The organism is Pseudoalteromonas sp. Angola-7, assembly GCF_028599255.1.
Taxonomy (GTDB): domain Bacteria; phylum Pseudomonadota; class Gammaproteobacteria; order Enterobacterales; family Alteromonadaceae; genus Pseudoalteromonas; species Pseudoalteromonas atlantica.
In genome coordinates this window covers 1-20,391 of record NZ_JAQREL010000020.1, presented here as the reverse complement: position 1 = coordinate 20,391, position 20,391 = coordinate 1, and the positions used below count along the sequence as shown (strand labels likewise).

Annotated in this window: 17 protein-coding genes; 11 read left to right on the top strand and 6 right to left on the bottom strand. The window is 41.5% G+C overall.

The annotated features are described in order from the left end of the window. The first annotated feature begins 40 nt into the window (after nt 1-40). From PSH50_RS19485 to PSH50_RS19455, 7 genes are all read left to right on the top strand, one after another. On the top strand, nt 41-1,624 hold the full coding sequence (locus tag PSH50_RS19485; protein ID WP_273587001.1) for a tetratricopeptide repeat-containing sulfotransferase family protein: 1,584 nt from the start codon (nt 41-43) through the stop codon (nt 1,622-1,624). Between the two features lie 425 nt (nt 1,625-2,049). Continuing rightward, a complete protein-coding gene (locus tag PSH50_RS19480) occupies nt 2,050-2,538 on the top strand; it encodes a hypothetical protein (protein ID WP_273587000.1) in 489 nt (162 codons plus the stop codon). A gap of 21 nt (nt 2,539-2,559) precedes the next feature. Further along, complete coding sequence (locus PSH50_RS19475) at nt 2,560-3,117, top strand: YfbU family protein (RefSeq protein WP_248442823.1); 558 nt, start codon at nt 2,560-2,562, stop codon at nt 3,115-3,117. A 110-nt stretch (nt 3,118-3,227) separates the two neighbouring features. Then, on the top strand, nt 3,228-3,935 hold the full coding sequence (locus PSH50_RS19470; protein WP_273586999.1) for a hypothetical protein: 708 nt from the start codon (nt 3,228-3,230) through the stop codon (nt 3,933-3,935). A gap of 263 nt (nt 3,936-4,198) precedes the next feature. Further along, nucleotides 4,199-6,052: a CIA30 family protein gene (locus PSH50_RS19465; protein ID WP_273586998.1), complete on the top strand. Its 1,854-nt coding sequence runs from the start codon at nt 4,199-4,201 to the stop codon at nt 6,050-6,052. Nucleotides 6,053-6,079: 27 nt separating this feature from the next. Continuing rightward, nucleotides 6,080-7,120, top strand: coding sequence for a histidine kinase (locus PSH50_RS19460; protein WP_337938987.1), 1,041 nt, complete (start codon nt 6,080-6,082; stop codon nt 7,118-7,120). After that, nucleotides 7,117-7,905, top strand: a complete 789-nt coding sequence (locus tag PSH50_RS19455) for a LytTR family DNA-binding domain-containing protein (RefSeq protein ID WP_273586996.1) — start codon at nt 7,117-7,119, stop codon at nt 7,903-7,905. The genes PSH50_RS19460 and PSH50_RS19455 overlap by 4 nt, the downstream gene beginning before the upstream one ends. Nucleotides 7,906-7,921: 16 nt before the next feature. On the opposite strand, the gene PSH50_RS19450 is transcribed toward PSH50_RS19455, so the two are convergent. Then, complete coding sequence (locus tag PSH50_RS19450; protein WP_004589556.1) at nt 7,922-8,332, bottom strand: hypothetical protein; 411 nt, start codon at nt 8,330-8,332, stop codon at nt 7,922-7,924. Between the two features lie 192 nt (nt 8,333-8,524). On the opposite strand from PSH50_RS19450, the gene uvrA reads away from it, so the two are divergent. Beyond that, entirely contained in the window at nt 8,525-11,086 is a 2,562-nt protein-coding gene (gene uvrA / locus PSH50_RS19445) for an excinuclease ABC subunit UvrA (RefSeq protein WP_273586995.1), read from the top strand. Here the strand turns inward: uvrA and PSH50_RS19440 are convergent. The 3 genes from PSH50_RS19440 to PSH50_RS19430 form a co-directional block, all read right to left on the bottom strand. After that, complete coding sequence (locus PSH50_RS19440; RefSeq protein WP_126009208.1) at nt 11,083-11,574, bottom strand: DUF2798 domain-containing protein; 492 nt, start codon at nt 11,572-11,574, stop codon at nt 11,083-11,085. The genes uvrA and PSH50_RS19440 overlap by 4 nt on opposite strands. A 49-nt stretch (nt 11,575-11,623) precedes the next feature. Beyond that, complete coding sequence (locus tag PSH50_RS19435) at nt 11,624-12,241, bottom strand: LysE family translocator (protein ID WP_064387054.1); 618 nt, start codon at nt 12,239-12,241, stop codon at nt 11,624-11,626. 68 nt (nt 12,242-12,309) lie between these two features. After that, nucleotides 12,310-14,787, bottom strand: coding sequence for a prolyl oligopeptidase family serine peptidase (locus tag PSH50_RS19430; RefSeq protein WP_273586994.1), 2,478 nt, complete (start codon nt 14,785-14,787; stop codon nt 12,310-12,312). A gap of 165 nt (nt 14,788-14,952) precedes the next feature. Between PSH50_RS19430 and PSH50_RS19425 the strand changes: the two genes are divergently transcribed. The 3 genes from PSH50_RS19425 (at nt 14,953) to PSH50_RS19415 (ending at nt 18,493) form a co-directional block, all read left to right on the top strand. After that, nucleotides 14,953-15,930 (top strand): LacI family DNA-binding transcriptional regulator, encoded by a 978-nt coding sequence (locus PSH50_RS19425; protein WP_273586993.1) that lies wholly within the window; start codon nt 14,953-14,955, stop codon nt 15,928-15,930. Continuing rightward, nucleotides 15,930-17,159, top strand: a complete 1,230-nt coding sequence (locus PSH50_RS19420; RefSeq protein WP_273586992.1) for a glycosyltransferase — start codon at nt 15,930-15,932, stop codon at nt 17,157-17,159. Before PSH50_RS19425 ends, PSH50_RS19420 begins: the two co-directional genes overlap by 1 nt. Nucleotides 17,160-17,266: 107 nt before the next feature. After that, entirely contained in the window at nt 17,267-18,493 is a 1,227-nt protein-coding gene (locus tag PSH50_RS19415) for a threonine/serine exporter ThrE family protein (protein WP_029773039.1), read from the top strand. 56 nt (nt 18,494-18,549) lie between these two features. Here the strand turns inward: PSH50_RS19415 and PSH50_RS19410 are convergent, their stop codons facing one another. Continuing rightward, on the bottom strand, nt 18,550-19,608 hold the full coding sequence (locus tag PSH50_RS19410; RefSeq protein ID WP_273609984.1) for an alcohol dehydrogenase family protein: 1,059 nt from the start codon (nt 19,606-19,608) through the stop codon (nt 18,550-18,552). Between the two features lie 11 nt (nt 19,609-19,619). Beyond that, entirely contained in the window at nt 19,620-20,126 is a 507-nt protein-coding gene (locus PSH50_RS19405) for a TetR/AcrR family transcriptional regulator (RefSeq protein ID WP_039972541.1), read from the bottom strand. Nucleotides 20,127-20,391 lie beyond the last annotated feature (265 nt).

The window sequence follows — 20,391 nt, the reverse complement described above, 5'->3', positions numbered from 1 at the left end:
AGCCTTTTTTCTTTATTAACACATAAATAAAACAAACATCATGCAGCCAAACTTAAAGCACCTTCATCAAAGCGCCATTGAGTATTTAAACCAAGGTAATATACAACGTGCCCATAAAGCCCTCGTTGAATTAGTGACTCAAAAAAGCGACTTTGCCGATGGCTACTTTTTACTGGCCATGGTTAATTTACGCGTTGGGCAAATTCACAAAGCCATAAAGCTAATAGAAAAAGCCCTTAGCCTTGGTAAAAGCATTGAATACACCGCGCAGCTTGCAAAGTGTTACGCATTAACCGGTGAGCTTACCAAAGCCAAAAACACCGCTTTAGCGATACCCGTTGAGCAAATAAAAAAGAGTCTTGATGCCGACACCCTAGGTGTTGCACTTACGCAAGCAGGCCTACACAAAGAGGCACTAAACTATTTTAACTGCGCTATTGAGCTGGCTAACCATGCAAATAAACCGCAACCTCAGTTTTATTATAATTTAGGGGTAAGCGCTAAATTTTTAGGCCAATTTGAACAAGCCAAAAATGCCTTTGAAAGCGCCATTGCGCTAAATTCACTGCACCATGCAAGTCATTTCGCATTAAGCGACTTAACCAAAGCCACACAACAAAATAATCATATAGCGCGCTTAAAAAACGTCTTTGAGCAAGTAACACACCCCGATGCAAAATTACACATTGGCCACGCACTTGCAAAAGAGTACCAAGACATAGGCAAGTTTGATGATGCGTTTAACAGCCTAGAGCAAGGAAAAGCCACTAAACGCGCTATGCAGCCTTTTGATCATAAAAGCTCAGCCGCATTATTTGAACACATTAAACATTTAAGTGAGCAGAATAAACACGCGCTAACACACGGCAGCCCAACGCAAGAGCCTATTTTTGTATTAGGTATGCCCCGCTCTGGCACCACATTGGTTGAGCGTATTTTATCGAGCCACAGCGACGTACAATCAGCCGGTGAATTACAAGACTTTGGCCTAAGCGTTAAAAAATTAAGCCAAACTCAAACACCGCATGTACTCGATACTCAAACACTCACTAAAGCGTATGAGCTTGATTTTAATCAGCTTGGGACAACGTATTTAAACGCCACTCGCGTAACCACCGGCAGCCATAAGCACTTTATAGATAAACTCCCGTTTAACTTTTTTTATATCGACTTAATAACTAAAGCCCTACCAAACGCTAAAATTATTTGTATGCTACGCGACCCAATGGACACCTGCATTGGTAACTACCGCCAGCTATTTACTATAAATAACCCCTACTACGCATACTCGCTCGATTTACTCGACACTGCCAAATTTTACAGCCGCTTTTACAAACTCATGCAGCACTTTGGCGCCCTGCACAGCAATATAAAATTAGTAAAATACGAAGAACTAGTCGCCCAGCCCGAGCAGCAAATAAAAGAGCTAGTTAGCTTTTGTAATTTAGAGTGGCAAGCACAGTGTATAAACTTTCACTTAAACACCGCGCCGGTATCTACGGCTAGTAAAGTACAAGTACGCCAACCACTTAACAACAAAGCAATCGGCCGTTGGAAGGCGTTTAAGCCCCATACTAATGCAGCAGTGGAGTACCTTTTAAGCCAAGGTATTAGTGTTGAATAAGCGTTTTTTTGGGTAGTAAGTGAACCCAAATAAGCGACTTGTGTAAGTGTAGGTCGGATAAGCGAAGCGCCATCCGACACAGTAAAATACCTTGCCAATTATTATCACATTTTATGTTGTCGAGTGGCTGAAGAGTGCCATGAGCGGACCTTCACACGAAACTCGTTTCTGCCCCAAAACGAGTTAGGGTAAATCCTCTAATGGCTGCTTTGAGCGAAGCTGGTATTCAAAGTGTTAATGAATAAATAATCGGTTATAGGAAAGTCTAAACAATTGTAATTTCTTTAGGTTCTGTGTAAGTTATTAATTATTTGATTAATAAAAATCGTATTTTGATAATTCTGGAAATTGACACATTGAGTGTTAACGGGAATTCTCGGTAATACGCCGTTAGGCTTCAAGGAGAAAGGTGTCAAATTTTGAGCATGGAAAGTGTCATTTCAATAATCGGATCTATCGCTTCAATAGGTGGTGCTATATGGGCATTTGTCGAAGCTAAGAAATCGGTAAACGCAGCCAGTAAAGCAGAAAAGCTTCGTGACGAACTTATAAGCCGTAGAAAAATGGTTGAAGTATCACAAGTTCACTCCGAAACAAAGCGTGTTTTATCTGTCGTATCAAAAGTCGGTCCTTCATGTAATGCCAAACTTCTCAAGGGAGTTAACTGCGCTGATATTGCAAAAGAAGTTGAGGTGTATGCTAGTTTCATTTTTGAACAAAGCGGTCATTTCACTGATTTTTTTGAGAACAAAGCAAAAGAACTTTGTAATGATTTAAAAGATGACATTGAATCATTGTCTGAAGCAATTAATTTTGAAGACAAAAAAAGTTATGGCAAAAGTATCTACTACAAAATTCAAAACTTTATGCCCTTTGTTAAACAGCTTTCCGATGAAAAAAAAGAACGGGCTTAAGGAAAAAGTAAAGGAAAAACTATGAAACTATCAGACGGCGAAAAATTAATTGTTTTAATGCTTAGCGAGCTTTATGAAAAACTAGATGTTAAAGGTGAAATAGAACCAGATTTTATTAAATCAGCTATTTTCAGTGATCAACTATGGGGCGTAAAATGGAAATACAGCGGTATTCCATTTGAAGAGTCTGACGATCCTGAAATTGTTAAAGAGGTTGTTGATATTTTAGATATGTGGAGCTTTATAGAACACGCCTATAGCAAGCTGAACGAAGAAGAAAAAGCCAAACTAGAATCTGATGTTCCTTATTTTGGTAAAGCCCCAAAATTCATTGGTTTTGATGGTAATAACGAAACTGAGTATATGGGAACAGCAATGTTTCTAGTTAACGAATTGGAAAGATTTCAAGAGTTTAGTGGTCGGAGCTTCAATAGTCATTGCCCTTCAATTGACGGTCATAAAAGAATGTTAAGAGCATTTGAACCAATAAGAAAAACTTTGTCTTATGAGCCGTTAAACCTTGCGCAATTGACTTCTATTTTGAAAGAAAAAGTTCACCCAAGTCGAAGAGAATCCTAACAAACGCTTCAACAAAGGACGTAAAAAAGCTTGGCTTGCGTCACTTTGTTCCTAATCTTAGCCAAGCATTTTCCGCCAGTTAAACGGGCGTTAAATTTTTGGAGAATAAATTGAGCATTCGTAAAACATTTTCCCTGCTAGGCCTCGTTATTTGCCTTTATGGTTGCAGCGATAGACCTGAAGAGTTTCTCGGAGGCTTTTCAGAGTATGAAATTGTAGAATTACATGATAATAACTATACCCCTAAAAACTCATATTCCTATGCATTGGGCCACAGTTACTCCTCAACTGAGGATGCCATTGAAGGAATTTCTAAAATAGTAAGTAGCAGCGATTCGACGAAAGCTACGGCAAATGTATTTCATGTTGCTAATAGCAATAAAAAACAATGTGTAATTGTTCATCGAGAGAACATGTCTCAACTTACTCTAAATCATGAACTAGGACACTGTTTTCACCCTATCTTATTTAGTCACTTAGAAATTAAGGCACCTACTATTTTGAAGGGTATTGAAGATGATAAAAAATGGTCTGATTATTATTTAGAAAGTTTTGCTGAAATTGTAGCGGGAACTAGATCTTTTAGTCTAGATGGTGACAAGTCCTATATTATAAAAAGAATTCAGGAGATTGAGAGTAGTTCAGATAGCGAGAAAATGCTTCCTTATAAAAGATCTATACCTCTACTAAAACATCTTTCCGATTTTCTTGATAGCGCAGATCTTCCAGCTTCACCTGAAGAACAAGTTAACCTAATTTTAGAGAAAATCTATTTTGAACCTAAATTTAACAAAGTATTGCAGCGGGTAAACCGCTGAATGCGGCGTTACAGAATAAATACTCTAACTCAAAATTGTCCAAAAACGAGTTTACTCGACCGTCTGCTTCTCGCTCATAACGGCCCTTTAAAAACTTAATTTAGTTAGCCTGAACACACCACCACAACACTTATTTACTTTTATGTCGGTTCAACTGCAAATAATGTCGATTCAGATAAACATTAATGAAGCAGGTTAAAAAACTCGCTAAATTTCTTATCAACAAAACGCCAAATACCTATTTATTGATAAGGAATATAGTCATGAACATTATTACAAAAACAGTTATAGCACTGAGTTTAACAAGCCACTTTAGTGCGCACGCCATTGACCTGCGGGTCGACAACATTCGTTTATACCAAAGTAGTTCGCAAAGTTTTTCTGCGCCGAGTTCGCTGTATATTGATGATGGTAAAATAGTAAGTATTACTAAAGCGACTGACCCACTACAAAACGCAGATAAAACTATTGATGCTAACAACCAATATGCAATACCTGGTTTAATTGATTTACATGTACATTTAGGCTCATCGGGTAGTAACTTTACTAAGTTTCAGTATTTGCCGGTTCAATCGCACTTTAATTCTAATTTGTATTTAGGCGTAACTAATATTGTTGATTTGTTTTCGTTTGAGCAAACCCTAAACGAAGCCGCTCAATTAAAAGAAGCCCAACTAACCCCTAACCTTTTTTATGCGGGTACTTTGTTTACCAACCCTGGCGGGCATGGCACGCAGTTTGGCGGTCACGCATACGAAATTGCAAAAAATGAAGACATAGCAGCACTATGGCAAAAACATATAAGCACTAATCCACATGTAACTAAAGCGGTTATTGAAACCTTTGGCGGTGTGGGTAAATCGTTAACTGATAGCCAATTAAGCGAGCTAGGTAAACGCTCTAAAGCGGCTAATTTACCGTATTTTGTGCATGTTTCTACATTAAATGATGCTAAACGCGCTATTAAAGCCGGTGCAACGGCTTTAGCGCACGGTATTAATAGCGAAGCGATTGACGATGAATTTATTACGCTAATGAAACAGCATAATGTAACCTATATTCCTACCCTTGCGGTGTATCATAACCATAGCGATGAAAAGCATAACCATACTATTAGCTCACAAAGCGAGTTACTAAAAACCATTCCCGAAAAGCTTCAAGGGTGTTTGTTTGATAACGTGCCTGCACCTTCAAAATGGAAAGAGCACGCGTGGGAGGAGCGAAAAACCGCTTATGCAAATATACAAAAGCTACATAAAGCTAATATTACTATAGGCACAGGATCTGATGCCGGAAACCCTTACACGCTGCACGGTACTGGGTTACATAACGAGTTAGATGCACTTAAAAAAGCAGGCTTAACTAATAGTGAAATAATTAATGCAGCCACAGTTAACGGCGCAAAAGCGATTAATAAAGCCGAGAGCATTGGCAAGCTGGCTAATGGCTTTGAGGCAAGCTTTGTACTGCTTAAGCAAAACCCGCTTGATGATATAAACCACATTCACACTATCTCAGAGGTTTACAAATCAGGTATACAAGTAGACCGCCCAGCCTTAATTGCGCAAAACAAGGCTATAACACCACAAGGCCCCACTTGTAATGAAGAAGTTAAAAGCCGCCAAGCTCAGCATGTTATTGATGATTTTACCGGTGATACACCATGGCAAGCCTTGAGCGACTCGGTAATGGGTGGTCAGTCTGTGGCAACACTTACCACGCATAAAAACAGCTTAACTATTGATACAACCATTACAAAGCCAACCAGCTTTGGCGCGTGGGCAGGCGCTGAAATAAAATTTACATCGCCGGCTGATGCCTCTGCATTTAAAGGTATTCGACTAACGTATAAAGGTTCAACCACGCCTTTTGCTTTGTCTGTTTATCATAGTGATGTAAAAGATTGGGATCACTTTAGTGTACTTTTAAAACCGCGCGATGAGTGGACAACGCTTGATATTCCTTTCACTACATTTAAACAATTTGGCTTTGGTAGCCCCGTTATGTGGTCGGCCACTCAATTAACTGGAGTAAACTTAATGTGGCGTAAAATGCCAGGCGCAAGCAATGAGCCATTAAAAAATACACTACAAATCAAAGAGCTAACTTACTTTTAAAAGAGTAGCGGTCAAAACACAAACTCTTTGGGCTTTGACTGTTTTTTGTTATGGTTTAATCAATTACAAAAAGAAGCACCTATTATGCTCAAACATCCTTTTTATAAATACAGCTTTTTTATTTTACTTGTTGTAGATATCGCTTATGCCCTTGGGCTCATAATTGCTAACTCTGCGCCCTTTACTGCGGGTAGTGCACTCGCTGCTACCGTGTGGTTTGTTACTTTTTACTGGGTTCCTGTTTGGAGTGCGGCAGCGGTTATTTTTTACCTGCGCAATAAACACATTAACAAAATAGCGTTTGAATGGTTAATTGCAGTTGTATTTATGGCACTTGGTAATGTGCTTACCGATATAGTACTCACACAGCTTTTTGATGGGCACAGTTCGATGGGGGTATTTGTTGTTTTTAACGGCTTACTTTGGGGCTCGTGTATTTACTTTACCAGTATTTTTATTGAAAACAAAAAACGCGCAACAGCCGAAAAACACGCGCTTAAACAAGCCCAACTTGCTACATTGCGCTACCAACTAAACCCACATTTTATGTTTAATAGCTTAAATACAATTTCGGCTTATATTCATACAAACCCTGATTTAGCCGATGAAGTACTGCATGAACTGGCTGACATTTTAAGGTACTCTCTCGACACCGCAGAGCAACAACAAATACCTTTACAGCAAGAGCTTACAATAATAGAAAAGTATCTAAATATTGAAAAAGCCCGCTTTGGCGATAAACTTCAGGTTAATTACCACATTCCCAATACGCTTAAAAACATATCGCTGCCCCCGCTACTTATTCAACCAATTATTGAAAACGCCATTAAACACAACGCCCAACAAACGTCGTTAATACTTAATATAACGCTTAGTGAGCTACCTAACGGCGTTAAAATACAAATTAGCGATAATGGTAAAGGGTTTTCGAGCGATGTTATAAAACACGGCCATGGCAGTGGTGTAGGAATGAAAAACATACTAAAACGCGTTAAACAACTTGGTAAAAGTAAGGTACTACTGAGCAATAATAATGGTGCAGTGGTTACGTTGGAGCTAACACTATGAGCAGCAAAAACCAGCCAAACACAATGACTAAAATGCGCGTATTATTTGCCGATGACGAGCTTCCCGCTCGCGAGAAATTAAGCCACCAATTGAGTTTAATGGAGCATGTTGAAGTAGTGGGTATGGCCACAAATGGCAAAGAGGCCATTTCATTAATTAATGAGCTAACTCCGGATGTGGTATTACTTGATATACAAATGCCTGAAATTAACGGCTTAGAGCTTATTGATTTACTTAACTACCAGCCCATTATTATTTACACAACCGCGTATGACCAATTTGCAATTGAAGCATTCGAGCACGCCTCAACTGACTACTTACTCAAACCTTTTCCTATTGCTAGGCTAAAAAAAGCTCTCGGCAAAGCGCAGCAGCAACTAGAGCAACAACGTGCACATACCCTAGTCAATCACGAACCCAACGAGCAAGCGTTTACATTAACCAAAAACACTATAAATAAGCTCATTAGTAAAAACGGTGAGCGGATATTTTTACTCTCCCCAAGTGACATTAAATTTATTAAATCGGAGCAAGGCAATAGTTTGGCATGGAATGGCGATAGATTTCATCATTTAAGCGATACGCTCGATCAGCTCGAACTTGCTTTAGCAGAACATAATTTTGTACGAATTCATCGAAGCTATTTGGTTAACGTTGACCACATTAAAGAAATACAGCGTTGGTTTAACGGTAAGCTAATGGTGATTGTAAATGACGAAATTAAATCTGAACTAAGCACCAGCAGAGCCGGTGCCGATAAACTAAAGCAATTGCTACATATTTAACTTATTTTAAAACATGTTACTGATCATTACTGGTATACACACTTAAAATAGGAAACGTATGCTCAGCAAACGATACCGTTACCGACTGTGTTTGATTGCCTTTAAAGCCTAATTTAAATTCACTTGGTGTTAGCCTGCTGCCATCTGCAAACAGCGCTAACACGTGTTCTTGATTAAGCTCTCGCTTGCCAGAGGCTAAATTAGTAAGGGTTATAACCGCCCAACGCTCTCCTATTTCGTTGCTCATAAGTACATAGTTTGCAATAGAAAAGTCAGACTTTTTAGGCGTTATATTATTATCGTTTGGAAACGACAAGTGCATGCTATTTGGTATGGCTCGGTCAACGTTTAGTACATTATTTTGCGCTGCACACACATTGGCGCAAAGTACCAATAAAAATAAAAAGCTAACTACAATTTTTGCCACAATTAAACGTCCTTTTAAATTTAGATGCTTTAATACTTGATTGAAATTTATACTCGCAGTTTTTACCTATTATGTAAACACTCTATTAAACGCTCAGCAAACTAACTAAGCGCTCATTCAGTGACACCCCATTAGTATTAATACTTTGCGGCACGTTAATAAACACATGGTTATTAAACAGGAGTAAATTACATGGCAACCACACCTAAAAATTCACATGAGGTTAGTAATGCGCAATCGGCTTTATTAAACCCTGAGCACAGCATTCAAGTAAGAGGCGCACGTGTTCATAACTTAAAAGATGTGGATGTAGACTTGCCCCGTAATTCACTTGTTGTTTTTACCGGGATATCGGGCTCGGGTAAATCATCGCTCGCCTTTGGAACATTATTTGCCGAATCACAACACCGCTATCTTGATTCGGTATCGCCTTATGCGCGCAGGTTAATAGACCAAGTAGATGAGCCCGATGTAGATTCGATTGAAGGGCTGCCACCCGCAGTAGCACTACAACAACAGCGTGGAGCACCCTCGGTACGTTCATCGGTGGGTAGCGTAACCACTATTTCTAACGCGCTGCGAATGCTTTACTCACGCGCAGGCGAATACCCCAAAGGGCAAGGTATACTGTATGCCGATGCGTTTTCGCCTAACACGCCACAAGGTGCCTGCCCAGAGTGCCATGGTATCGGCCGCGTATTTAACGTAACCGAAGAGCTGTTAGTGCCCGAGCCTACTAAATCAATTAAAGAGCGCGCCATTGCAGCATGGCCGCCGGCTTGGCAAGGTAAAAACCTAAGCCGCATTCTTACTTCTTTAGGTTACGATATTAATAAACCGTGGAATACCCTGCCTAAAAAAGCCCGTGATTGGATTTTGTTTACCGACGACACACCCACAGTACCCGTGTTTCCCGAGTACACGCTTGAGCAAACCCAAGCGGCTATTAAAAATGAAGAAAGCCCCAGCTACATGGGTACATTTATAAGTGCTAAACGCTTTGTTTTACAATCGTTTGCCAGTACCCAAAGCCCACGCACAAAAAAGCGCGTATCGCAGTATATGCAAATATCACAATGCCCGCAGTGCGAAGGCAAAAAACTTAAAAAAGAGTCGTTATCGGTTAAGGTAGCAAGCCTTGATATAGGCGAAATTTCGCAGTTAACACTTGGCGAGCTGGCAGAAAAACTCAGCATTGCTGCCAATAACCCCGCTAAAAGTAACGCAGCCAACCCCGAAAAAGCCATTGTGGCAAAGCGCATCACAAGCGACATTATTAAACGCGTAGAAGCACTCACTAAGCTTGGTTTAGGGTATTTATCGCTTGAGCGTACTACGCCATCGTTATCAGCTGGTGAATTACAACGCTTGCGGCTTGCAACGCAAATTCGCTCAAAATTATTTGGTGTTGTGTATGTGCTAGATGAACCTTCGGCAGGTTTACACCCAGCCGATACGCAAGCACTTTTAAGCGCCCTAGATGAGCTAATAGCGGCTGGTAACTCAGTATTTGTGGTGGAGCACGATACAAGTGTAATTCGCCACGCCGATTGGATGGTTGATGTAGGGCCAAATGCGGGTTCGCATGGCGGTAATATTGTTTACAGCGGCCCAGTTGAAGGCTTAGAGCAAGTGAGCAACTCACATACAAGTCAGTATCTTTTTAAGCATAACAATAACGCAAAGCCAAATCATCAAACACAACGTACGCCAGCAGCCTGGCTTAAGCTAAGTGGTATTGAGCGCAACAATTTACACAACATCGGTGCCGAATTTCCGCTTGGGGTTATTACAAGTGTTACGGGGGTTTCTGGCTCAGGTAAATCAAGCTTAGTAAGCCAAGCCTTAGTCGAGCTTATTCAAGATGCTTTAGGACAAAAAACGCCGCCGCCAATGCCTACCGATGAAGCCGACTTGCTTGATCAAGAACTCCAAACACCAACCCATGGCAAAATTACCGAGGGCCTTGAGCATATAAAGCGCCTAATAACGGTTGATCAAAAAGCCATTGGCCGCACGCCTCGCTCAAACCTTGCTACTTACACTGGTTTGTTCGATCACGTACGTAAATTGTTTGCCAATACCAAAGAGGCAAAAGCGCGTAAATACGATGCAGGTCGTTTTTCGTTTAATGTGAAAAAAGGCCGTTGCGACAACTGCGAAGGCGTAGGCTTTGTAAGCATTGAGCTGTTATTTTTACCGAGCGTGTATTCGCCGTGCCCCATGTGTAACGCTAAGCGCTATAACCAAAAAACACTCGACATTACCTATAAAGATAAAACCATTGCCGATGTGCTTAATTTAACGGTGGAGTCAGCGCATACTTTTTTTGCCGATGAACCTGCTATTTTACGTGCGCTAAACGCGCTCTTACAAGTAGGCCTTGGCTATTTACGTTTAGGGCAACCGGCTACTGAGCTTTCGGGCGGAGAGGCCCAGCGCATAAAACTTGCCACAGAGCTGCAACGTGCGCAGCGCGGCGATACGCTGTATATTTTAGATGAACCAACCACCGGCCTACACCCAAAAGATGTAGCCATGTTGATGGCGCAGTTAAATGGCTTAGTTGATGCGGGCAACACCGTTATTATGGTTGAGCACGATATGCAAGTAGCCAGTAACAGCGATTGGGTTATTGATATTGGCCCAGGAGCCGGGGACGAAGGCGGCTTAATTGTTGCTCAAGGTAAACCAGAAGATGTGGCTCAATCTGAGCATAGCCGCACGGCAACATTTTTAAAAAGCGCACTTTAGCTTTTTAAAAATCGCTCTAATTTAGGTTTTACAGTAACCGACATAACAAGCATTAATGTTAAACCAATGGGTAGCGCGGCTAATAACCCCTCTACCCACGCGGTATAAAATAAGCGCATATTGGCAAAACCTATATTGTTACTAGCGGTTACAAACGCCATTAGCGACTCCATGGTAAGCGCCATAAAAACACTAATTACTAAATTACGTTTTAGCTCGCTTGCTCTTGGTAATAATTTAGCCACCAAGGTATTCATAAGGGCTGTCATTGCTAACCCCACAGGGGCCATAACCAACACCGCACTTAAAAACGAGGTAAACCAATCTATATAAAAATGCTCAGTTATACCTACATTTGTGTAAGTCATAATGCCTGTTAAGCTGCCGCCTACAAAAACAATAATACTTACCATCACCATTATTTTATAAATTACAGGTGTTTTTTTAGGCTCTACGAGCGCAGAATTTACTAAAGCAGGCGTATTCATTAAACAGGTATTTCTCTTAAAATAGATGACAATATCAACTGTTATTTAATTACCCTAATGCCAGCCATATGCCTACTAGCACCATAAGGCTGCCTGCAATTCGGTTCATCCATTTTATATTATCACCACGGCTTAAAAATAAACGTAGGCTTTTACCGCCTGTGGCGTACGCTAACATGCAGATAAATTCGCTTATCATAATAACTAAAACAAGCACTAACAGTTGCGGGGCGAGTGCGTGTTCAACGCTAATAAATGGCGGTAGTAAAGAGATCATAAACGCCCAGCCCTTTGGGTTAGCAATGGCAGTCACAAAGCCTTGCGTAAATAGCGACTGGCGACTTACATCATGCGGTTTTTGTGTATCAATCGACATTTTACCTTTTGCGCGCCACATATTTATACCTATATAAATTAAGTATGCACCGCCTACCCATTTTAAAATATCGAACGCATTAGGGTAATTTAGCATTACGCTTGCAACACCTAATACCGCAGCAATAGCAACACTTGCGACCCCTAACAGCTCACCTATCATCATCCATAATGTGCGCCTTACACCTATGCTCATACCTAATGTCATGGCAAGGGTCATACACATACCCGGTGTGATAGATACAAAAAAGAAGGTAGGAATAAAAACGGCAAGCGCTGCAACATCAATCATTTTTTCTCTCTATATTAAAAGCAAAAAACGCGGCTAAAGTAGCCGCGCTATTGGTTACCTATTATCTACTATTGTTCAGCAATCGGTATTGGCTCTGCTACTTGCTCAGTAGTAACATTTTCCGGCTCTTCAACAGAATCACTTAATAAGTACTTATCTAGCCACTGCTCTTGCTCCCACAGTACATGCAATAAGCTTTTACGAGCGCGGTAACCATGTGCCTCATAAGGGAGCATAACTAAGCGAGCGTCTTTACCTAAGCCTTTTAGGGCGGCGTACATGCGCTCACTTTGCATTGGGAAAGTTCCAGAGTTAGGATCTTCTTTGCCATGAATCATCAGCATTGGCTCATTAATTTTTTCAGCATGGAAAAACGGCGACATGTTAGCGTACACACTTTGTGCTTGCCAAAAATCACGCTCTTCACCCTGAAAACCAAACGGCGTTAGGGTACGGTTGTAAGCACCACTGCGAGCAATACCGGTTTTAAATAAATCACTATGCGCTAATAGGTTTGCCACCATAAATGCACCGTACGAGTGCCCTGCTATAGCAATGTTGTTTTTATCGGCAATGCCTTTTTTAACCAGCACATCAACCGCAGCTTGCGCACTTGAAACTAGCTGCTGTCTAAAGTTATCATTTGGCTCGCTGCCATCAACACCTACAATAGGCATTTTAGGGTCGTCAAATACGGCAATACCTTTAGCAAGGTAAGGCATAGGGCCCCAATAACCAATGTAAGTAAATTCGTATGGCGATTCGCGCACTTGTGATGCTACGGCTTTATCTTTGTATTCAAGTGGGTACGCCCACATAAGTACGGGTAACGGGCCTTGGGTTACATCGTAACCTGGTGGTAAATAAAGCGTGCCCGAAAGCTCAACCCCGTCATCGCGTTTATAACGTAACTGCTCTTTTGTAACCCCTTTAAATGCTGGGTACGGATGAGCAAAATTAGTAAGCTGCGTAAGAGTATCGTTATCTAAATCACGAATAAAAAAGTTAGGTTGCTCGGTTTTAGACTCTCGCACAGTTATAAAGCGCTCGCCTTCGTCGTCAAGCAATGCACGAACACGCTCGTAGTATGGCGCTTGTGATTGCCATAAACGCTTGCTGCTATTCGTTTTTACATCGTACTGGTCTAAAAACGGAATATTACCTTGCTCAGACGCGCCGTTACCGCGCAGATACATATAACGCCCGCCAACAATTTTAATAACGTTGGCGCCTAAATCGTTACGCTCGTATATAAAGCTACCCGGGTTTTTATACGCATCGTTATAGCTTCGCTCAGAAAAAAGCACACGGTTTTTATCTGCATTGCGTGGCTGAATAACATACGTACGCACTTGGCGGTCGCTAAAGCGCCAGTCGCTAAGCATGGCAATATTTTGATTGCCCCAAACTATACCAGCATAGCGGCGCTCTACTTTAGCAAACAGTTTAGGCTCGCGTTTAAACGGCGCGCGTAGGCTGTAAATATAATCATGGTGCTTAACATCAGTTTTCATGTCGCCGCCATCTTGCGCTTCGGCCCAAATAACTTCTGCGCCTTGATCCGCGCGCCATTCAAAATCGCGGCGGCCGGTGCGAACACTGTCATAGCCTTGTGGAATGTTATCGGCAAGCGGTTGTTTTACAAGTTCGGCTAATGCGTAACCGCGCATCCCCCATATTTGCCAAGTGCTGGCAAAACGGCTGTACGGTACTTGATACGAAAACGGCTCGTTTATCGCAGCAACTAATATATTGGTTGAATCTGGCGATACCGAAAACGATTTAAATAATGCAGGGCTGCCAATGGCTTGTGTATTGCCATCGAGCGTTACGTAAGCTAATTGCCCTTGGCCGTAAAATTTAAACTGTGCTTCGTCAAACGGGCTGGTTAATAAGTTTTGATAGGTACGCGCTGGGGCTTTTTCGCCTGTGCTTTGTTGTATTACAGGCACTACATTTTGACTGCTGTTTTTTAACGCGGGTTTACCTATATTAACCGCTAAATTTGCAACCAGTGCGCTGCTATCGGGCAGCCATTGGTAAGGCGTAGCGGTAATAACTGAGTTAAGCGCTGCATTTGAGAGCATTTTTGCTTGCTTTGTCTCTACACTATAAAGCCATAAATTTGCTTGGTTTTGTTGCTCTACAACAAATGCTAAATATTTACTGTTAGATGACCATTTAGGCGAGCGAATAATACCGTTTGGTAAATTATTAATATTAATAACGGTGCCGCTTTGCACATGCTTAAGCTCAAGCGCGCTGTATTTAGCGCTAACACGCGAGCGTGAAAAGTTAGCAGGGTTTAGCTTTATACCCGCAAGTTTAAGTTCATCTTTAGCAAGCTCGTCAAGCGTCTCTACGCGCTTACGCTCAAATAAAGCAAGCCATTGGCCATCGCTCGATAAAAAACTAGTGGGTGCTAATTTGGCATCTACCACAGCGGCTAGCTCAGGCGAAGGTGTTTGATAACCTTGCTCAGCATAGCTGTTTGGCATTATTACAACACAACAAATAAAGGCAACTAACAGCCTAAATGCGTTCATGTTTTTATCCTTTTGTTATTTTTAAGATTATAAAAGGTATATAAACATGTTTTGCTCTGTTCATAAAGTATTAAGCTTTAAATTACAGGGCTAAAAGATGACTTAAACGCATTATATACGCTACACTACGCAGCTATTTACTCACTACTGCGCGCTTAAAATACCATGCCTAACAAAGCTAAATCGGTCACTATTTTTGATGTTGCTCACCGTGCGGGGGTGTCTAAATCGACCGTATCGCTGGTGCTTACACACAGCAATAAAGTAGCCGATAAAAGCAAACAAAAAGTGTTACAAGCCATAGATGAGCTAGGCTATGTGTATAATCGCGATGCAGCAGCTATGCGCTCAGGGCGCTCTAATTTAGTGGTTGTAGTGATTGACGATTTAACAAACCCGCTTATGGCATTGCTTGCTAAAAATATAGAGCAGGCTTTAAGCGAAGCTTTTTTTCAGGCCATTATTGTTAGTAGTAACAACAGCGTAGAGCGCCAAACGCAGCTAATAAATAATTTAAAAGAATACAAAGTGGCTGCATTTATAATTTGCCCTGTGGCTAATACCTGTGCGCAGTGGCTCGACAACCTTGCTGCTGCCTACCATGTTATTAGCCTAATGCACGAAGTACCTTACAGCTCAGCCCCGTGTGTTTTACCTGACTACACTAAAGCAAGCCATGTAGTAACATTGCAGCTAATAAATGATTCGCCTAAAAACATACTGTTTATGGGTGATGAAAGCTTATCTGCACAAGGTTTATTAAGTGGCTTTAATAGCGCGTGTAAAAAACACAATATAACCCCTGAGCCAGCTATTACGTGCACAAAAAGCACCCCATTACATGCTAAGCAAATATTTAGTAGCACATTACTTACTAATCCGAGTATTGACGCGGTTGTATGCGCTAATAATATAATTGCGCATGGCGTTTTAGCCGCCGCCCCGCATTTAAAAAACAATATAGTAAGCTGCTTACATATTCCTGATATTACCGAAATTCAACCTCGCTTTACTTGCGCCAATATAAACACGCAAGAGCTTGCTAAGCGCAGTATTTTAGTGCTGCAAGAACAACTTCAAACAAACACTGCGCCAGTAAAAACGCTGGTAAATGTAAACCTACAAATTAGAGAAACACCGTAATGAAAAAAGTGCTGGTAATTGGTTACGTATGGCCAGAGCCAAATTCGTCTGCTGCGGGTACGCACATGATGTCGTTATTAAATGCGTTTAAAGCGCAAAATTGGCAAGTAGAATTTGCCACCCCAGCACAACGCACCGAGCACATGGTAAACCTAGATCACTTTGGTATAACCAGTCAAAGCATTGCCCTAAACTGCGAAAGTTTTGATGAGTACGTTAAAGCGTACAACCCAGACATAGTGATGTTTGACCGCTTTATGATGGAAGAGCAATTTGGCTGGCGTGTAGATAAACATTGCCCCAATGCCATTAAAATACTCGATACCGAAGATTTACAATGCCTACGTAATGCGCGCCACGAAGCGCACAAAGGCGAGCGAGAATTTACCACCAGCGATTTACATTCAGACATAGCAAAACGCGAAATAGCCGCAATATTGCGCTGCGACCTAAGCTTAATTATTTCAAGCTTTGAAATGCAATTACTTAGTAATGTATTTAACGTAGAAGCCAGTTTATTACATCATCTCCCTTTTATGGTCGATTTAACTGCTTTACCTGCTCAAACTAAATCGTTTGAACAACGAGAGCACTTTATGACCATAGGTAACTTTAGACACGCCCCCAACTGGGATGCCGTGCTGTACTTACAAAAAATATGGCCACTTATTCGCAAGCAATTACCAAAAGCAGAACTGCATATTTATGGCTCTTACCCGCCACCAAAAGCAACAGCACTTAATAACCCTAAAACCGGTTTTTTAATAAAAGGCTGGGCCGATAACGCCTATGAGGTAATGCAAAGCGCACGCGTATGTTTAGCCCCTCTTCGTTTTGGCGCAGGTATAAAAGGCAAGCTGCTAGAAGCAATGATAATGCAAACCCCCAGTGTAACTACCAATATAGGCAGTGAGGGCATGCACAACGAACTACCATGGCCTGGTAAAGTGGCTAATAATACCGACGACTTTGCAAATGCAGCCGTTGAGCTTTACAACAATCAAGCCGATTTTGAACACGCGCAACAAGCTGGCAATACGCTACTTAATACCTTGTACGACAAAGTAAAATTAAGCGCGGCGTTAATTAATAAAATTGACTCTATAAGCAACGATTTAAAAGCGCATAGGGAAAAAAACTTCACCGGACAAATGTTAAAACACCATACTATGCGCAGTACGCAATATATGGCGCAATGGATTGCTGAAAAAAATAAAAAATTAGATTAAAAATGACTAGACTCCTACAGATTTGTGTTTAAAATCGCGCCCATTACAAATGGGCGTTTTAGCCTATACTTTTAGCTAATTTATTTACACACTGGTCCATACAAGATTTGAAAACTGCAACCTTTACTGAAAAACGCAAATTTATCGTTAAATTAGGTAAAATGCTTCATAAGTACGGCACCCCAGCGTACCGCCTAGAAGCACACTTAATGGAAGTGGCCACTTACTTAGGACTTAAATCGTCTTTTGTTATGTCGCCAACTTCGGTAACGTTTGTAATTTGGACTGATGGCCACGAAGACGAATACACCCACGTGGCACGCGTAGACCCAGGCGATCACGACTTAGGCTCACTTGCCGACACCGACGACTTAGTTAATCAAATGCTCGACGACAAGCTCACCTTACAAGAAGTTGATGCTCAGCTTGATGCCATTTACGACATGCCAAACCCGTACAATAAATTTGTTACCGGTATTGCTTTTGCAACATCGGGGGGGGCATTTGCCATGCTAATGGGTACCAGCTGGACAGACGTTATTTGGTCTGCGTTGCTTACTTTAGTGGTATATGTGTTTGTACTGTGGTCGGGGCGCTCAAAACGGGTTGCTCACATGCTAGAGCCCCTTGTTGCTATAGTATCGGCAGTGCTGGCTTGTGCAATAAGTGTGTATATTTCGCCCGATATAAATATACGGTTAGTGGTGCTTTCAGCCATTATTGTATTTATACCCGGTTTAGCGCTAGCGCTTGGTTTAGCAGAGCTTGCCGCTAGGCATTTGGTGTCGGGTACGGCGCGGGTTATGGACTCGTTTATGCTGTTATTTAAACTGTACTTTGGCGCCTTTATTGGCATAGGCATTGGCTTTGCCATATTTGGCCAAACCGATTTTGTACAGCCCGAGCCACTACCGCGCTGGACTGCGTGGCTGGCAATATTTTTACTTTGTAGCAGCTTAATAGTGATATTTAGAACCAAACTTAAACATGCTGGATGGTCAATCGCATCTGGTTTTATAGCCTATGGCACGAGTATTGGTTCGGCTATGTACCTTGACTACACGTTAGGCACGTTTGTTGGTGCGCTTTCGGTTGGAGTGTTTAGTAACTTATTTAACCGCGTTGCAAATGCGCCAGCTTCCATTGTTGCTATGCAAGGCTTAATTGTACTGGTACCCGGCAGTAAAACGTATATTGGCTTAAACTCGCTTATTGAAGGCCAAGACTTTGTTTATGCCGAGCATATAGGCCAGCAAACGTTTTTAATATTTATGTCGCTTGTAGCAGGGCTAATATTTGCAAACGTAGCTTTACCGCCTAAAAAAAGCTTATAAGCTTGTTACCATTAAAAAGCCCGCTTACTTTGCAACGGGCTTTGTTGTTTAACGCGCTATTCGCTATGGGGGATAGTGAGTACAATTTTTCCTACGTGTTGTTTTTGTGCAAACACTTTTTGCGCTATAACAATTTCGCTCAATGGGAATGTTTGCGCCACCATAGGCTTAATTTTTTCTTGTTCAATAAAGTTAACTAAACTTTTAAATACCTCAGGCTCTATAACTGTACAGCCAAAAAAAGTTAAATCTTTTAAGTACAAAGTACGTATATCAAGCTCTACTAATGCCCCGCCAATAGCGCCCGACACCGCATAACGCCCCTTTGGTTTTAATACCTCCAGCAGTGCAGGCCATTGCTCGCCGGCAACAAGGTCAATGACTACATCAACACTGTTTTTACCTAAGGCTTGAATTAAATCATCTTCACGAAATATAACTTTATCAGCACCTAACTCTTTGAGCTGCTGCGCCTTACTTTTACTCGTAATAGCAATAACAAAAGCGCCACGTGCTTTAGCTAATTGCACCGCCGCTGAACCAACACCGCCAGAAGCGCCTGTAATTAAAACAGTTTGCCCTTGCTGTGGGTTTGAGCGAAACAACATGTTTTCGGCCGTAGAATATGAGCACGGAAAAGAGGCCAGCTCTTCATCACTATAGTTACTATTGATTTTATAAGCGTGAATAGAGTCAACGCGGGTAAACTGTGCAAAGCCGCCATCACACTCAGAGCCAAAATACCATGGCGATTTAAGCGTTTCACCATTAGCTTTAATTAAACATGGCTCAACAATAACGCGCTCACCAATACGGCTTTGATCTACGTTTTTACCAACAGCCACAATTACGCCGCATACATCTGCCCCTTGAATACGAGGAAAAACAAACGCATCACCAGACCAACTTGCATCGTCTTTACTGCTTTGTTTTTTAGCGTACCACGCCGTGCGGGTATTAAGATCTGTGTTATTAACACCTGCCGCCATGACTTTTATAAGTACATCTGTTTGTGCAAGCGCTGGCAACGGTAAGTTAGTTGCATACTTTAATACATCAAAATCGCCATGTTCGGTAAGCTGTACAGCGTGCATTGTGCCAGGTAAATTTGCCATTGGTTGCTCCATTATATTAATTTAAGAATACTGTTTTTTGCTGATGTAACCGCCTCATCGCCCATAACTGGCCATGCACTCGACACTCCCTCGTGCAGCAAAAACAAGCTACTAGCCAACGATGAATTTAAACCTTGCTCACCTAGCAGTTTTTTTACGTCATTTTTATGTGTTTGCACCGCAAGGCTAATAGCTTCATCTTCAGGAAACGCCGACAACGCATTAATAGATAAACAGCCATTAGGCGCAAATTGCACCATCCACGCTTTTAGTTGATCAAACATGTGCAAAACCGCCTCAACTCCCGGAGCAGGTGCATCTTTAAGTAAAAAATTAATATAGCGATTATGGCGGTACTCAAGCGCAGCAATGATCATTGCCTGCTTTGACGGGTAATATTTATAAAGGGTGCGCAAACTAACGCCACTGAGTTTTTGCAGCTTAGCCACACTAGGCTCAGCAAAACCATGTTGACTAAAGGCCACCTCAAGTGCAGCAGCTATATCTTGTTTTAGCATAGTGTTTAACCCATGTAGAATGAATGCTCTACCCAATATGGTAGAGCATTCATTCTACATGTCAACCAATACAGATTTATACAAAATAATAACTATTAATAACTATGACACCCATTATTAATTACTTTGACACCCATAGCCAGATTCAAGGTCGAAGTGCACCACCTTTACTAAACTATAAGTTCAGGAGGTGTGCCATGGGTACCCAATATTCACATTTATCTAACTTTGAACGTTGTCGTTTATTTGAGTGGTATCATTACCA

What these genes read in the sequence shown, in the direction of transcription:
- PSH50_RS19430 (WP_273586994.1), bottom strand. Translation starts at nt 14,787, where the DNA reads ATGAACGCATTTAGGCTGTTAGTTGCCTTTATTTGTTGTGTTGTAATA.
- PSH50_RS19420 (WP_273586992.1), top strand. Translation starts at nt 15,930, where the DNA reads ATGAAAAAAGTGCTGGTAATTGGTTACGTATGGCCAGAGCCAAATTCG.
- PSH50_RS19480 (WP_273587000.1), top strand. Translation starts at nt 2,050, where the DNA reads ATGGAAAGTGTCATTTCAATAATCGGATCTATCGCTTCAATAGGTGGT.
- PSH50_RS19425 (WP_273586993.1), top strand. Translation starts at nt 14,953, where the DNA reads ATGCCTAACAAAGCTAAATCGGTCACTATTTTTGATGTTGCTCACCGT.
- PSH50_RS19405 (WP_039972541.1), bottom strand. Translation starts at nt 20,126, where the DNA reads ATGCTAAAACAAGATATAGCTGCTGCACTTGAGGTGGCCTTTAGTCAA.
- PSH50_RS19455 (WP_273586996.1), top strand. Translation starts at nt 7,117, where the DNA reads ATGAGCAGCAAAAACCAGCCAAACACAATGACTAAAATGCGCGTATTA.
- PSH50_RS19465 (WP_273586998.1), top strand. Translation starts at nt 4,199, where the DNA reads ATGAACATTATTACAAAAACAGTTATAGCACTGAGTTTAACAAGCCAC.
- PSH50_RS19475 (WP_248442823.1), top strand. Translation starts at nt 2,560, where the DNA reads ATGAAACTATCAGACGGCGAAAAATTAATTGTTTTAATGCTTAGCGAG.
- PSH50_RS19410 (WP_273609984.1), bottom strand. Translation starts at nt 19,608, where the DNA reads ATGGCAAATTTACCTGGCACAATGCACGCTGTACAGCTTACCGAACAT.
- uvrA (WP_273586995.1), top strand. Translation starts at nt 8,525, where the DNA reads ATGGCAACCACACCTAAAAATTCACATGAGGTTAGTAATGCGCAATCG.
- PSH50_RS19440 (WP_126009208.1), bottom strand. Translation starts at nt 11,574, where the DNA reads ATGAATACGCCTGCTTTAGTAAATTCTGCGCTCGTAGAGCCTAAAAAA.
- PSH50_RS19485 (WP_273587001.1), top strand. Translation starts at nt 41, where the DNA reads ATGCAGCCAAACTTAAAGCACCTTCATCAAAGCGCCATTGAGTATTTA.
- PSH50_RS19435 (WP_064387054.1), bottom strand. Translation starts at nt 12,241, where the DNA reads ATGATTGATGTTGCAGCGCTTGCCGTTTTTATTCCTACCTTCTTTTTT.